Source organism: uncultured Sulfitobacter sp. (assembly GCF_947500075.1).
Taxonomy (GTDB): Bacteria; Pseudomonadota; Alphaproteobacteria; order Rhodobacterales; family Rhodobacteraceae; genus Sulfitobacter.
Genome location: NZ_CANMQS010000006.1, coordinates 113,359 through 129,224 on the forward strand (window position 1 = coordinate 113,359; position 15,866 = coordinate 129,224).

Below are 15,866 nucleotides of genomic sequence, written 5' to 3' on the forward strand. Positions count from 1 at the left end.
ATCTACACTGAACCCAAATAGTCCAAGGGATGCAATTGTCATGAGCCAAGCAGAAGACATGGTCGCCGAAATCGAGGCGCTGGGCGGGAAGCTGGCCGATGCCAAGCAATCCATCACCAACCGCTTTATCGGTCAGGAACGGGTGGTGGACCTGACGCTGACCGCCCTTCTGTGCGGCGGCCACGGGTTGCTGATCGGCCTGCCGGGACTTGGAAAAACCCGGCTTGTGGAAACACTTAGCACCGTGATGGGCCTGCATGGCAACCGGGTGCAATTCACCCCGGACCTGATGCCTGCGGACATTCTGGGCTCCGAAGTGCTCGACACCTCCGAAGACGGCTCGCGGTCCTTTCGCTTCATTGAAGGTCCGATTTTCTGCCAGCTTCTGATGGCAGATGAGATCAACCGCGCCAGCCCGCGCACCCAGTCCGCCCTGTTGCAGGCGATGCAGGAAAAGACCGTGACCGTCGCGGGACAGGCCCGCCAACTGGGCATGCCGTTCCACGTGCTTGCCACGCAAAACCCGATTGAGCAGGAAGGCACCTACCCCCTGCCCGAAGCGCAGCTGGACCGTTTCCTCGTGCAGATCGACGTCGCCTACCCCGACCGGGATACGGAGCGTGACATCCTCCTCGCCACCACCGGGGAGAGCGAGGCTGAATCCACGGAAGTCTTTACAACTGAAGAACTTTTAGCCGCCCAGCGCCTCCTGCGCCGGATGCCCGTGGGCGAGTCTGTGGTGGAGATGATCCTCGATCTGGTGCGCGCCTTCCGCCCCGACGAAGACGGCGTCAGCCAGCAGGTGCGTGAAACCGTGGCATGGGGTCCCGGCCCGCGTGCGGCGCAGGCTCTGATGCTCGCCGTGCGCGCCCGCGCGCTGCTGCAAGGGCGGCTGGCTCCTTCCGCCGAAGACGTGCTGGACATGGCCCGCCCCGTCCTCAGCCACCGCATGGCGCTGAACTTCGCCGCCCGTGCCCGCGGCGACAGCTTGCAGACGTTGATTGATGAGACCTCCGCCAGCCTGACCGGATCCAGGGCTGCCGCGTGACCACGCCCGTCTCCCTGCGCGGCGCCGCTGAAGAGCAGGCCGACCGCTTTCCCGCCCTGCTGGCGCGGGCAGAGCATCTTGCCGGTGCTGTCCTTCTGGGCGCACACGGGCGCAGGCGTGCAGGGCTGGGCGATGATTTCTGGCAATACCGGCCCGCGCAAATGGGCGACAGCCGCCGGATGATTGATCACCGACGTTCGGCCATGGGCGATCAGGAGTTCGTGCGCGAACGCGAATGGCAAATCGCTCAATCGGTGATGCTCTGGGTGGATCAGGGCGCGTCGATGCGGTTCTCTTCTGACCCGAACCTGCCGGAGAAATCCGAACGCGCCCGCGTTCTGGCCATGGCCGCAGCCATCCTGCTGGTGCGTGGCGGCGAACGTGTGGGCTTTACCGGCACCACTCTGCCACCCCGCCGGGGCAATGCGCAGATCCTGCGGATCGCCGAAATGCTCTGCGAGGATGACGCAGCCGACTACAGCCCGCCCGAACACCGCGCGATGATCCCCCATGCCCGCGCCGTGTTCATCTCTGATTTCATGGGCGATCTGGCCGAAGTGCAACTGGCCCTGACCAAAGCCGCCGACCGGGGCGTGCGCGGCGTGTTGTTCCACATCCTCGACCCTTCGGAGGAAGCGTTCCCCTTCACCGGACGGACCATCTTTGAAAGCATGGGCGGCACGCTGCGCCATGAAACGCTCAAGGCAAACGACCTCAAGGACCGCTATCTGGAGCGGCTGGCAACACGCAAGGCAGAGCTGCAATCGCTCTGCGCCGTGACGGGCTGGCAGTACGGCCTGCACCACACCGACGCCTCCGCGCAATCAGCGCTTCTGTGGCTCTATGGTGCACTGGCCGCACGTGTGGGCGTGGCCGCATGACGGTTCTGGGTGGCATCGGTTTCACGGCCCCCTGGCTGTTGGTGGCGCTTGCAGCGCTGCCGATCCTCTGGCTGATCCTGCGCGCCGTACCGCCCGCCCCCCTGCGCCGCCGCTTTCCTGGGGTGGCACTGCTGTTGGGTCTGCGCGACGATGAAAGCGTGTCGGACCGCACGCCGTGGTGGCTGCTTTTGCTGCGCATGCTGGCGGTGGCTGCCATCATCCTTGGCCTTGCCGGTCCCATCCTGAACCCCGAAGAACAACGTGCCGAAGGCGACGGTCCTTTGCTTATTCTGCTGGATGGCAGCTGGGCCGGGGCCACGCGCTGGCCTGCCCAGACCGAAGCGATTGAAGCGCAGTTGTCCCGCGCAGGCCGTGCTGGCCGCACAGTGGCTTTCATGACCCTGACGCAGCCCGAACCGCCTATGTTCCAAAGCGCGGACGTCTGGCGCACACGGCTTGCCGGGTTGCAGCCTGCGCCCTGGCAACCCTCCCCCGATCACGCCGCCCGACTGGCAGAGATCGTGGATGAGATGGAGGCTTTTGACACCCTTTGGTTCAGCGATGCGCTTGATTTCGAGGGGCGCGACGCTGTGCTGTCTGCCCTGCAATCCCAAGGCGCGGTGGAGGTCTACCAGACCGCCGCCAATGTGCTGGCCATCGCGCCCGCGACCTATGAAGACAACGTGGTGACCCTATCTGTGAGCCGCGCCGTGCCCGGTGTGGCGCGCTCTGTCTCCATCCTTGCGGAGGGGCGTGATCCGGCGGGCAACGCCCGCAATCTGGCAACCGCTACGGCAGAATTCGGCCCCGGTGATACCCAGATCAGCACGGACCTGTCGCTGCCCGCCGAACTGCGCGCGCGGATCACCGGGTTCTCCATCGCCGGGCAACGCTCTGCCGGGGCGATCACGCTGGTCGATGATGGATTGCAACGCCGCGAAGTGGCGCTGATCGGCGGGCGCAACGACCGTGAAGGCCTGCAACTGCTGTCCCCGCTGCACTACATCGAACAGGCGCTCGCCCCGACGGCGGACCTGATCGACGGCGGCATCGCCGAAGTCCTGCCCGCCAACCCCGATGTGATCGTTCTGGCCGACATCGCGACCCTGTCTGAAGCGGAAACCACACCGCTGCTCGATTGGATCGACCGTGGTGGCATGCTGATCCGGTTCGCGGGCCCCCGCATCGCCGCCAGCGACGTCAGCCGCATTGACGAAGATCCGCTGATGCCCGTCCGCCTGCGCGCCGGTGGCCGCAGCGTTGGTGGCGCGATGAGCTGGGGAGAGCCGAAGTCCCTTGCCCCCTTCCGCGACACCTCCCCTTTTTTCGGACTGACCTTGCCCGATGACGTCTCCGTCACGGCGCAGGTCGTGGCCCAACCCGACCCCACATTGGCCGAACGTGTCATAGCGGCACTCAGCGATGGCACCCCGCTGGTCACCCGCAAGAACGTCGGACAGGGACAGATCGTGTTGTTCCATGTGACGGCAACAGCAGAATGGTCCTCCCTGCCGCTGTCGGGTCTGTTTGTGCAGATGATGGAACGCCTCGTCGTGTCCTCCGCCGCCAACACGCCGGAGGCGGAGGACCTTGCAGGCACCACTTGGACCCCACTGCGCGTCATGGATGGCTATGGCACCCTGTCGGACGCGGGCACGCTGCCCGGCGTGGACGGCGCAGACCTGATTGATGCCGCCGCCGGTCCCGCACTGCCCCCCGGCATCTACGCCAACGCGGACCAGCGTTTTGCCCGCAACGTCTTTGCCGCCGGAGACACGCTGACACCCGCGACATGGCCCGCCTCCGTTCCCGTGCGGGGATTGAGCGTTGCGCCGGAACAGCCCATCGCCGGATGGCTGCTCAGCCTTGCGATCCTTCTGCTGGCGGTTGATGTGCTGGCCTCCCTCGCCCTGTCCGGGCGTCTTTTCAGCACCAATTCAAAAGCGCGCACCGCCGCCGGACTGGCCCTTGCCCTGCTGCTCCTCCCCGCGCCTCAGGCGCAGGCCCAAAGCGATGCAGAGCTTGAGGAATTCGCGCTGGCCGCCACGGTTGAGGTCTCGCTCGCCTATGTCATCACCGGTGACCGCCGCCTTGATGAGATTTCCGAAGCAGGCATGCGCGGGCTTTCGGACACGCTGTTCTTCCGCACCTCGGTGGAGCCTGCGCAGCCCACCGCCGTCGACCTTGAGACGGATGAACTGGCCTTCTTCCCGATCCTCTACTGGCCCATCACACCCGACCAGCCGCGCCCCTCGTCCGAGGCATATGTGAAACTGAACGACTACCTGCGTTCTGGTGGTCTGATCCTGTTTGACACCCGCGACGCGGACATCGCGCGGTTCGGCGCGGCCAGCCCCAATGGCCGCAAGCTGCAAGACCTTGCTGCCCCGCTGGACATTCCCCCGCTGGAACCACTGCCCAGCGACCATGTGCTGACCCGCACCTTCTACCTGTTGCAGGATTTCCCCGGCCGCCACATCAGCCGCGATGTCTGGGTTGAGGCCGCCCCCCCGGACGCAGAACAGACCCCCGGCATGCCCTTCCGCAATCTCAACGACGGTGTGACACCCGTGGTGATCGGCGGCAACGACTGGGCGTCTGCATGGGCCGTGCGCGAAAACGGCGCGCCACTGCTGCCCATCGGGCGCGGCTTTTCCGGCGAACGACAGCGGGAGCTGGCCAACCGCTTTGGCGTCAATCTGGTGATGCACGTGCTGACGGGCAATTATAAGTCGGATCAGGTCCATGTGCCTGCCCTGCTGGATCGGCTGGGCCAATGACCGGCACGCTGATCCTTGACCCGCTGGTTCCACTGCCCCTGCTGGCCGTGGTTGCTGCGATTGCCTTGGCAGCTGTGGTGATTGCCGTTCTGCGCGGCCTCAACGGCTGGGCCCTGCGCGGGCTGGCCGCCCTTGTCGTGCTTGGCGCGCTGGCCGGACCCTCTTACCAGCAGGAAGACCGCGCGCCGCTCAGTGACATTGTTCTGATGGTCGAAGACCAAAGCGCCAGCCAACGGCTGGGCGACCGCGCAGCACAAAGCAGTGATGCCGCCAATGCACTGGCCGCCAGCATTGCGGCGCGCCCCAACACCGAACTGCGCCGTGTCACCGTGCCCGACGGCGCAGGCGATGCGGGAACCGAGTTGATGCGCACCCTCACGGATGCGCTGGCCGAAGAACCCCGTGGCCGCGTTGCCGGGGTCATCGCGATCAGCGATGGCCGTGTGCATGACGCGGACCTGCCCATCAATCTGCCCGCCCCCATGCACCTGCTGATGAGCGGGCTGGAAGCCGACTGGGACCGCCGTCTGACCGTCCGCAACGCCCCTGCTTTCGCGATCATCGGAGAACCCGTCACCCTGACCCTGCGCATCGACGATCTGGGCGCGGCCCCAGCGGATCAGCAACTGGCCGAGCTCGACATCTCTGTTGACGGGGACGCCCCACAGACCTTCCGCGTGCCTGTTGGCGAAGATCTGGAACTGCCCATCACCCTGCCCCACGGCGGGCGCAACGTGATCCGGTTTTCCCTTCCGCAGGCCGACGGCGAGTTGACCGACCGCAACAACAGCGCGCTCATCCAGATGAACGGCGTGCGCGACCGCCTGCGTGTGCTGCTGGTCAGCGGTGAACCCCATCCCGGCGGCCGCACCTGGCGCAACCTGCTGAAATCAGACAGTTCCGTCGATCTGGTGCATTTCACCATCCTTCGGCCTCCGGAAAAGCAGGATGGCGTGCCCGTCGATGAGCTTTCCCTCATCGCCTTTCCCACGCGCGAGTTGTTCATGGAGAAGATCCAGGACTTCGATCTGATCATCTTCGACCGCTACAAACGCCGTGGCATTCTGCCCGCGCTTTATCTGGACAACGTAGCAAACTACGTGCGCGAAGGGGGTGCGGTGCTGGTTGCCGCAGGTCCTGACTTTGCCTCCGCCGACAGTCTCTTCCGCTCTCCTCTGGGTCAGGTCCTGCCCGCAACGCCCACCGCGCGCGTCGTCGAGGAGCCCTATCTGCCGACGGTCACCGAACTGGGCCAGCGCCATCCCGTCACCACCAACCTGCCTTCCGCCGGCGACTGGGGCCGCTGGCTGCGCCAGATCGATGTGGGCAATCCACAGGGCAACGTGGTGATGCAAGGCGTGGACGAACGCCCGCTGCTGGTGCTGAACCGCGTTGGCGAAGGCCGCGTGGCGCTGATCGCCTCGGACCACGCCTGGCTGTGGAGCCGTGGATATGAGGGCGGTGGTCCGCAACTGGAACTGCTGCGCCGCCTTGCCCATTGGATGATGAAAGAGCCCGAGCTTGAGGAAGAAGCCCTGACCGCCACCGCAGAAGGTCAGACCATGCGCATTTCCCGCCGGACCCTGGGCGAAACTGTTCCGCCCGTCACGATCACCGCGCCTGACGGCAGCACCGTTGAGCTGACGTTTGAAGAAAAGGCACCCGGTCAGTTCGAGACCGTGTTCGAAGGTCCGGAGATTGGCCTGTATCGTCTGGCAAATGGCGACCAGAACGCGGTCATCGGCCTCGGCCCAGCAGCCCCCCGTGAGTTTGTGGAGACCATCGCCAGCGCAGACGCCCTGACGCCGCAGGTGGATGCCCTGCGGGGTGGGGTGATCCGCCTTGAAAACGGCCTGCCGCGCGTGCGCGATGTGCGGGCAGGACGGCCTGCCGCCGGACGCGGCTGGATCGGGCTGACCCCGCGCGACGCGTATGAAACACTGGATGTGCGGCAAACGGCGATCCTGCCGCCATGGCTGGTGCTGCTGCTGTCAGCTGTGTTGATCACCGCTGCATGGCTGCGTGAAGGCCGCCGCTAAAGCGCGCGCAACAACAACCCCCCTGCCAGCAGCACCACAACGCCACCCGCCAGCAATTCAACCACCGCAGCCACCTGTGCAAACCGGGGGGAGCCGGTGATCCCGGCCAACATCCCGCCGCGCAGACCCCCCGCCGCCAGACCAACGGCAATCGTGACGATCCCCGTGCCAAGCGCCATGGCAAAGGCCCCGGCAACCCCGATCATCCCGATCCCCATCTGCCAGGTCAGGATCAATACAAAAAGCGCCCCGGTACAGGGCCGCACCGCGATTCCACCGATCAACATCAACGCATCGCGCAGGCTGCGCGTCTCGCTCACCTGATCCAGCGTCGGCCCATGCGCGTGCCCGCAGCTGGAACAGACCACACCCTCGCCTTCATGGGCATGATCGTGATGCTGAACCGGTTCCCGCACCCGCCGCCAACCCCGCCACATCAGCCACAAGCCAATCAACGCAATCGCACCATAGCTCACCGGCGCCATGACATCCTCCGTCACGCCCACAAGCGCCACACGGCCGAGGTTGAACACCAACACCCCGGCATAGACCAGCGCCACAGCCGTCACCGCCTGCCCCAGTGATGCCGCGAGCGCAATCAGCGACAGGCGCACCATCGGCACGGCGCGCGCCATCCCGTAGCCGCCAATCAGCACCTTGCCATGCCCCGGCCCCGCTGCATGGGCGAGCCCATAGGCGAAACAGGCCCCCAACAAAGCCAGCACCGCCCCAGCCTCTCCGGCACGTGCAGCGCGCAGGGACAAGGCGATGGTCTCCTGAAACCCGCGTTGTTGCTGTGCCGCCCAGAAACCAATCCGGTCAAACGCCCCCGTCATCCAGAGCACGCCCAGCACCACCAGCAGGGTTATCGCAACAAAGCTCAGGATGCGGCGCATGTCACGATCACCGTTGTCGCCAGCTTTGCGCCGATGTCCGGAAACCCGACATCAGCGGGATCAATGTCGGGGTCGAGCGCCTCAAGCTGTGCACGGACCTGCTCCAGCCCTGAGGTCAGATCAGGCATCTCGACACGGGTGCGGCAGGCATCGCTGCCGATAATCTCCGTTGGAAGAGTCACGTCATAGGCGGTGTAATACGTCAGATCGTAGGGTTTCAGCGCCAGCGGTTTGCCTGCTGTCATCCCTTCGACCTGCCGCACATGTGTTGTGGTGATCTGCCCCTCGGCAAATGACGCGGTGTATTCCATCGGTCCCGAAAGCGGCAGCAGCGCGCCCTCCTGCCGGATCTCCAGATCGCCGTTGAACCCCTCGACCCACTGCATGTCGAACCCGGTCAGTTGATCGATCTCCGCCTGCGTCAGCACGCCGTCAAAGTCAGGATCAAGCCGCATGTCCTCAGTCACCAAGAGCGAATAAAGCGGATCATAAATCCACGTCACTTCAACCGTTTGCAACACACCTGCCGCGTCGAACGACAGGCGCAGGCCGGTGTCGATAAAGATATGCGGATGCGCGCCCAGAGGGGCCGCAGTGCCAAGGGTGACAGCAAGGGCAAGCGCGTGTTTCATCCGGGTGGTGATACCCCAGTGACAGGGGGAGGGACAAGTTTCCAAAGGGTCGCAAGGCGGGGGTCCGCCGCCCCTTTCAGTCAATCCGGAACCCGACGCTTGCCGCACGGCCTGCGGCATCAATCACCTTGATCTGCGTGAACCCGTCAAGCGCCGCAGGCAGCATCACATCCCGTCGCCGCAACCCGGTCCGGAAGGGCGCGCCATCCACCAGAACCGTCAGCGGCAACCGCCCCGATTGTATCTTCAGCGGCACGCCATCCCCGCCCCCGGCCAGCACCGCACCTTGCGGCGGAAACCGCACAATCGGTGCATCCCTGGCCCCTGCAAAAGCGGCCTCCCACCCCCTGAACCGTTGCAGGGGCAATGGCAGGGAGGCGGTGGACAGGATCAACGTCTCCGGCGGTGGCGCAGGCAGTGGAGTGAGGGGCATGCCCAAGCGCCCAAAGGCCTCAAACAGGACCGGTGCTGCCAGATCACCACCGAAGGCCCCCGGCACGGGCGTGCCATCGGGCCGTCCCAGCCAGACGCCAATCACATGCCGCCCGTCAAACCCGACAGCCCAGGCATCGCGGTGCCCATAGGACGTGCCGGTTTTATAGGCAATGCGCCCGACTTCGGCCCCGGTGCCCGCAGGTGGCGCGATGCCCGCAAGGATATGCCCCACATGCCAGGCAGCAGCGCGCGACATCACACGTGGGCTCGGCGCCGGACTACCCCCCTGCTCCCAGTGCAAAGGCCGCGCCACGCCGCCCTGCGCGATCCCCGCATAGACCTGAACCAGATCATTCAGGCTGAGCCCGACACCGCCCAGCGCCACCGCCAGCCCCGGCAAACCGCCGGGAAGCTGCGGTTCGGCCCCGCTCCGCCGCAGGCCCTCCATCAGCCGCGCAGGCCCCAGCGCATGGGTCAGCCGCACCGGCGGGATATTGAGCGAGAGCTGCAACGCCTCCCGCACGGTCACATCGCCACGAAACTGCCCGTCGAAATTCTGCGGGGCATACCGGCCAAAGGCGACAGGGCTGTCCTCAATCAGCGTATCGGGATGCGCGAACCCCTGATCAAAGGCCAATCCATAGATCAGCGGCTTCAGCGTCGATCCGGGAGAGCGTGCAGCCCGCGTCATATCGACAAAACCCGCATTGCGCCCATCGTACCAAGGTGCCGCCACAGAAGCGCGCACTGCCCCTGTCTGATGGTCCGCGACGACAATCGCCGCTGACACCCCTGCCGCCTGCCCTGCCACCGCACGCCGCGCCAGCGCGGTGATGGAACGCTGGATTTCAGCATCAACAGTCAGGTCAAAACGCTCAATCCCCGGTCGTGCGACCCGCAATTGATCTGCCAGATGGGCGGCCAGCCGGGGCAAGGGGCGCATGGACTTGGGAACAGGCGCGGACAGAACTGCTTCGGGGGCGTTGATCCGGTGGAGCACACGTGCACGCGCCGCCTTCGCCGCGTCGGGGTAGCGATCCGGGCGGCGTCCCTCTGGCGCTTGCGGCAGGGCCACCAGCAACGCCGCTTCCGCCTGCGTCAGCCGCGCAGGCTCCTTGCCGAACCACGCAAGCGATGCCGCCCGCACCCCCTCCAGCGGCCCGCCATAGGGTGCATGCAGCAGATAGAGGTTCAGGATCTCCGCCTTGGAAAACCGCCGCTCCAACGCCAGCGCCACGCGCATCTGCCGCAGCTTGCCGCGCCAGCGCCCGGTGCCGGAGTTTTCCATCAACCGCGCCACCTGCATGCTCAGCGTCGAGCCGCCAGAGACAACTTCGCCCGCCCGCAACGCCTGCACCCCGGCACGCAGCAGCGCCCGCGCATCAACGCCGTTGTGCTGGTAGAACCGCTTGTCCTCATAGGCGATCAGCATCGCAAGGAACGCGGGATCAACCGCCGCCGCCTGCACCGCCATCCGCACCCGCCCGTCCTCAACCGGAAACACCCGCAACAGCGCGCCGTTGCGGTCCCGAACCTCAACGGAGGTCTCCGCCAGAACGGGCGGCAAATCCGTCTGCGCAATCAGTTCATCCAGATGATCCCGCAGACCAGCCGCCACCCCCAGCAGCAGCACCAGCGCAAAGAGGCCATGCCGCCGAATCATGGCTGCACGATCACCTGACCGGTTGCGGTATTGGCACGATACTCAGGCCGATACATGTCCTCCACCGTGGCGGCCGGGTGACGATAGCTGCCCGGTGTGATCGCACGCACGATATAGGCCAGCTGGAAGGGTGCCGCGCTGCGGTGATCCACGGCGGCCAGAAACCGGTCCGCACGGAACTCGACATGCGCTGTCGTGGTGGTCTTGAGCCAATCCAGCCCGGCAACATCGCCGCTGCGCAGAAGGTTCGGATTGTCGATTTCCAACCCCGCAGGCAGTGTGTCATCCACGATCAACCGCGCGCCCACATCCTCAAAGGGCGACACCTCCAGCACCACCACGCGCCGCTCCCCGGCGGTATAGGGGCCGGACACTTCCGCCCCCTCCATGGTGAAGCTGCGCCGGGTGATGGCATAGCCGTAGCCGCCCGCCTCCGGCGCGACCTCTGGCACACCGTAGGCCGTCAACGTCACGTCCATCGGCTGGTTGGAGACATTCTCGACCGTCGATGCCGCATCGCCCTGACCTGACAAACGCCGCACCACCGGCCCCCGCGCGGGCACGCCGTTCACCGCCAAAGCAGGCACCGCACGTGGATCAGCCAGCGCATGTGCCGCCAACACCACCTGAGCCGCCTCCTGCGTTGACAAGCGCCCCCCGTCGCGGCGCACCTGAGAAATCAGCACCGCCGGTTCCAGCGCCGCACTGCCAGCCTCCGCGCTCAGCTTCAGCACCGCAGCCGTATCCCGCAGGGATGTGCCAAAATCGCTCCGCCAGCCGCTGTCCACAGGCTGCACGTTCAACAAATCCCCCGCCCGCCGGAACATCGCATCCGCCCGCAGGGGATCGCCATAAGCCGCCAAGGCAGCACCCAGCTGCGCCGCTGCCATCGGGGTCGCAAACGCCTCTCGTTTGGTATCCGCGTAATACCGCAAATCCCCCATTTGTGCTGCCCCTTCGCGGGCCAGCACCAACAGGGCATAGGCGATGTCTTCGCCACCACGATCAAAATCAGGTGCATAGTTGATCCGGTTGCGCAGGTTGTCCAGCGCCAGTGTGAAGGCCTGATCCGGCACGGCAAACCCCTCCTGCCGCGCGCGGGACAGGAAATCCGTCACATAGGCATCCAGCCAGAATTCACCCGAAGACGCGCGCCACAGCCCAAACGCCCCATTGCTGCTTTGCCGGGTCAGGACCCTTGCGATGGCATCCTCAACCCGTTTGGCAATCTCCCCCGGTCCGCCAATGCCCGCCTGCTGCGCCACCGAACTGAGGTAGAGCAGCGGCATCGCACCGGATGTGACCTGTTCTGTGCAGCCATACGGGTAGCGGTCCAACTGCCGCAACAGCCCCGGCACATCGAACCGGGCGAGCGGCCCGGCCGTCAGCGTCGCACTGCCTGTACCGGTCCGCAGACCTGCCAGCACTTCCGCATCAAAGGTAAACATCTCCCCCGGCGCGAGCGAGAACTGCCGCGTCACCGCCACCTCCGGATCCGTGTCCCGTACCGGCAAGATCAACGTCTTGCGCAGCGGCGCGCCACCCGGCGGGGTCAGCACAACGTCGATGGTATGATCGCCCGTCTCCAGCGCCCGCAAGGGCACCGCGATCTGGGCTGAGCCTTGCTCCGCCAGCGTCACAGCCTCCGGCACGCCACCCAGCATCACACCACCGCTCTGCGATACGCGCAGCGCCATCTCTCCCGCAGGCCCCTGTGCATGGACCAATTCCAGCAGCAAACGGCTGTCATCCGCAGGTGTCAGGAACCGGGGCAAGGAGGCCGTGACGACCACAGGATCTGCCGCCACCACTTCTGCCACTGCATCGCCCACCCCAGTGTCAGACCACGCCACGGCCATCAGCCGGATCGTACCGTTAAACGCAGGCTTCTCGATCTCCACCACAGCCGTGCCATCCGCGCCCACCGTCACCGGGCCGGAGAACCACGCCATCAGCTTTTCCGTCGGCGGCACCGCCTGCGACCGTGCCGCACTGGCCGCATCCCCGCCTGAACGCACGGTGCCCATTGCCCCGTTCAATCCGTCAATCAGCCGACCATAGACATCGCGCAACTCAACCCCGAGGCGGCGCTGGCCAAAGTAGTGCCCTTTCGGATCGGGCGCCTCAAAACCGGTGAGGTTCAGAATACCCACATCAACCGCAGCCAGCGTCAGATGAGCGTCCTGCCCCGGCGCAACACCGTCCACTGTCACAACAGCGCGCAGCACGCCCGGTTGCCCATCGACGTCGCTTGGCGCATCAATCGACACCTTCAGCGCCCGGTTGCCGGGCCGCACCGCCGCATGGGCCAGCCCCAGACTGCGCGCGGGCATCTGCCCCGCCGCAACATCCATGCCCCGCAGTACCGACGCCGTCACATACGCCCCGCTGCCCCAGTCGGCTGTGACCTCCAGCGGCACAATGTTCTCGCCCGCTGTCACCGGCACCACGCGCCGCTCAACCACCCGGTTCGACAGGACCGTGATCATCGCAATCCCGTCGCTTTCCGGCACGATGCGCAGTTGCACGGGATCGCCCAGATCGTAGGTTTCCGCATCCAGCGACAAGGACAGACGGTCCGGCGTGTCCTTGCCGTCTTCTGCCCCGTACCAGCCGGACTGGAACTGCACCGATGAGGTTACAAACGGCGCGCCCAACTGCTCCACCACCAATTCGTATCGGCCCCAATCGGTCGGCGCGGTGACAGCGACCGGCTCACCGCCCAGCGTCATCTCTCCGGTCGCGACACGAATACGGCGCGTGACCGGCTCCCACTCCCAATTGCCATAGAGCTGATACCATTGATACCGCGTCTGCACCTTGTTGACGGTCCAGCGCACCGGCATGTCTGCCGCCACCCCCTGAGCATCGAGACTGATCAGATCAAACCGCGCCTCTGCCCCCTCCGGCAAAACACCCTCCGCCGCAGGTTTGATCCCGATCAGCGGCAGACCCGGCATCACAGGTTTCTCCAACCGCCGCTCTACGGGGCGACCGGATCCTTCGGCGACGCGCACCACCGCTTCAACGCTCAGCGGCAGGCCGGGGTTTTCATCCAGTTGCGGCAGCCGGAACGGCAAAACGGCGCGACCACTCGCATCGGTTTCCGCCCCTTCCAGCGCGCGGGTCAATGGCCGCAGCGGGGCATCATAGGGCCCAAAGAGATAACCGTTCCATCCCTCCATCGACCGCGTTGCGCGCAACCGCACATCCCCCTCAACCCGCAGCCCCGCACCCGGCGCACCAAACAGATACCGCACTTCGACCGTCAACGGCGGTGCTGCGCGTGGACTGAGAGGCGCATTCGGCAGCGTCAGATCAAAGTCGATCCGTTCGGGCAGGAAATCCTCCACCAGCACGGTCTGGCTGGCAAGTGGGGGCGCATCCACATCCGCCATCACATCCACACGCCACGCCCCGCGCGGCACATCCGTGCCCAGAGGCAGGCTGAACACATGTCCACCTGACCGTGCCTGCTGACTCAACTGACGGCTGTATTCCACCCCATCGGGCCTGCGCAGGATCGCCGTCACCGGCAGCCCGTCCAGCGCATGCGCCTGTTGATCTCGGGTCAATACAGTCGCGTGGATCACTTCGGCCACGCGGTAGGCACCCCGATCCGTGGTCAGAAACGTATCAATCGGCGGTGCAGGGGGGCGTCCCTCCACCCCGCGATCCGACAGATCAAAGGCCGGTCCCGTAAGAGGCAGGAAGGTCACATCCCCCGCCGCCCCTTCCGCCATCAGAACGGCCGGGCTGGCCGCACCTGTCCCACGCATCAAGCCAGCGCTGAATTGCGCATATCCTTCGCCGTCGGTGACCACTTCGCCCAGAACCGCATTGGCTTGCGAAATGAGGCTCAGCGTCACCCCTTCCCGTGCACCCGTGTCCCCAAGGCTCCGTACTGCGACCTGCAATCCATCGACACCGGACCACGTGGACAAGCCCAGATCGGTCAGCACAAACCACTGCGTCGCTGCGGGGTATTCATACGGATCCTGCCCCGGCACCGCAGCGCTCAGCACATAGATCCCTGGCGGTTGGTCTTTGAGCGCCTCGCCCAGCGGCAGCCGTGTCGTCATGTCCTGATTGAGCGTGTTCTGAACCGTCCCTTCGCCCTCCCAAACGGCCTGCGCCAGATCACGGTCGAGGATTTCTGCCTCATATTTGCTCAACGGCCGCCCGACATAGCTGTCACGCAGGGCCCGCACCAGATTGCGGTCGCTAAGACGGTGCAGGGTCAGATCAACCGTATCGACATTCACCGTCTCAATCGGCATCGCGGCATCGGCACTGCGTGGCAGCACATAGGCCCGCCCGCCAAAGCGCGCGACAGGCTGCCGGTCCCGCACATAAAGCGCCAGCGCCACATCCTTGTGCAACACCTCACCGCTTGCCGCAGGCAGGCCCGCGCGGAACGTGACCTCGTACCGCTTGCCATGCTCAACCCCGTCGAGACACAGCTGACTTTCATCCGCCTGCACCACAAGACCCGGCGTGACACTGCGCACAAAGGGGTCATAGTCGACCCCCGCAGGCACAAGTTTCTCAGAGAACTCCGCACAAATGCGCGGGTTGGCGGCGTTGTTGTCCACGCGGTGTTCCGTGATGCGGAACCCGTATTTGCCGATGGCCGTGTCCAGCGCCGTCTCCAGATCTGCCCGCGGTGCATGTGACAGCGCCAGCCGCAGGGCCGCGATCATATCCCGCCCGCGGCGGTTGGCCTCCAGCGCGCGGGCCACAACCTCAGCCGCCGCAGCCTGCTGTGCGGCATCCGGCGCCCGCAGATAGGCATTGACCGAGGCCGCCAATCCCCGCCGGTACGCACGACGACGGTCACTGCCCTTGATCTCAAGCGCCCGCGCCAGCGACAGCTCCGCATAGCGCTGCCAGAGTGCGGCCTGATCCGACAGTGCCACCGCCTTGCCCGCCCAGCCAAGAGCAGAGGGCACATCGCCCCGCTGCGCGGCACCGTCCAGCGCGGCGATCAGATCGCTGATCTGCTCGCCCTGAAAGGAATACAGACGGCTGTTGGCCCGCAGCAGATCCGCCGCCCGCTGGATGTCTGCGGGCGACATGAACCGCAAGGCATCCCGGCGCGCCGGAACAAAGGCCAGCACCTGTGGGTCCGTCGCCACCTTGCGCGCTGAAATCGCCCCCTCATAGGCTTGTTGTTCCGCGACACCGGCCTTGGGAAAGCACGCATTCGACCGGGTGTTGAACGTGAACGCCGTGCAGCCTGCCTGGGCCGAGCAGGCCCGCTCACAGGCCGCTTGATTGGTATTGAACAGATTGGTCAGATCAGCGCCGAAGAAATCCACATCGCGCACGAACAGATACCGATGATCCGGCACGATATCCGCACCGCTCTGCTGCGCCTGCGCGGCTCCCGTCACCCAAACCGCAAGCACCGCAGCAAGACACAGACGCAAATGAGCAAGAAAGGGCATGGGATCACTCCTGTTTGGCTTGCATCAAACGTCGCATGACCG

At 65.6% G+C, this 15,866-nt stretch carries 8 protein-coding genes; 4 read left to right on the forward strand and 4 right to left on the reverse strand.

The annotated features are described in order from the left end of the window. The first annotated feature begins 40 nt into the window (after positions 1–40). From Q1A91_RS18250 to Q1A91_RS18265, 4 genes are read left to right on the forward strand one after another with little or no spacing between them, the layout of a single operon-like run. The gene (locus Q1A91_RS18250) at positions 41–1,048 is read left to right on the forward strand and encodes a MoxR family ATPase (RefSeq protein WP_299880897.1); all 1,008 of its coding nucleotides are present in this window, start codon (positions 41–43) and stop codon (positions 1,046–1,048) included. After that, the gene (locus tag Q1A91_RS18255; protein ID WP_299880900.1) at positions 1,045–1,929 is read left to right on the forward strand and encodes a DUF58 domain-containing protein; all 885 of its coding nucleotides are present in this window, start codon (positions 1,045–1,047) and stop codon (positions 1,927–1,929) included. Before Q1A91_RS18250 ends, Q1A91_RS18255 begins: the two co-directional genes overlap by 4 nt. Further along, a complete protein-coding gene (locus Q1A91_RS18260) occupies positions 1,926–4,709 on the forward strand; it encodes a DUF4159 domain-containing protein (protein WP_299880903.1) in 2,784 nt (927 codons plus the stop codon). Before Q1A91_RS18255 ends, Q1A91_RS18260 begins: the two co-directional genes overlap by 4 nt. Beyond that, complete coding sequence (locus tag Q1A91_RS18265; RefSeq protein WP_299880905.1) at positions 4,706–6,748, forward strand: hypothetical protein; 2,043 nt, start codon at positions 4,706–4,708, stop codon at positions 6,746–6,748. Before Q1A91_RS18260 ends, Q1A91_RS18265 begins: the two co-directional genes overlap by 4 nt. Here the strand turns inward: Q1A91_RS18265 and Q1A91_RS18270 are convergent. The 4 genes from Q1A91_RS18270 to Q1A91_RS18285 form a co-directional block, all read right to left on the reverse strand. Next, positions 6,745–7,644 carry a hypothetical protein gene (locus tag Q1A91_RS18270; RefSeq protein WP_299880908.1) on the reverse strand — a complete coding sequence of 300 codons (900 nt, stop codon included), beginning with the start codon at positions 7,642–7,644 and terminating at the stop codon, positions 6,745–6,747. The genes Q1A91_RS18265 and Q1A91_RS18270 overlap by 4 nt on opposite strands. After that, positions 7,629–8,276: a DUF1007 family protein gene (locus tag Q1A91_RS18275; protein ID WP_299880911.1), complete on the reverse strand. Its 648-nt coding sequence runs from the start codon at positions 8,274–8,276 to the stop codon at positions 7,629–7,631. Before Q1A91_RS18275 ends, Q1A91_RS18270 begins: the two co-directional genes overlap by 16 nt. A gap of 76 nt (positions 8,277–8,352) precedes the next feature. Next, the gene (gene pbpC, locus Q1A91_RS18280) at positions 8,353–10,374 is read right to left on the reverse strand and encodes a penicillin-binding protein 1C (protein WP_299880914.1); all 2,022 of its coding nucleotides are present in this window, start codon (positions 10,372–10,374) and stop codon (positions 8,353–8,355) included. After that, positions 10,371–15,824, reverse strand: coding sequence for an alpha-2-macroglobulin family protein (locus Q1A91_RS18285; protein ID WP_299880917.1), 5,454 nt, complete (start codon positions 15,822–15,824; stop codon positions 10,371–10,373). Before Q1A91_RS18285 ends, pbpC begins: the two co-directional genes overlap by 4 nt. Between the last annotated feature and the right edge of the window lie 42 nt (positions 15,825–15,866).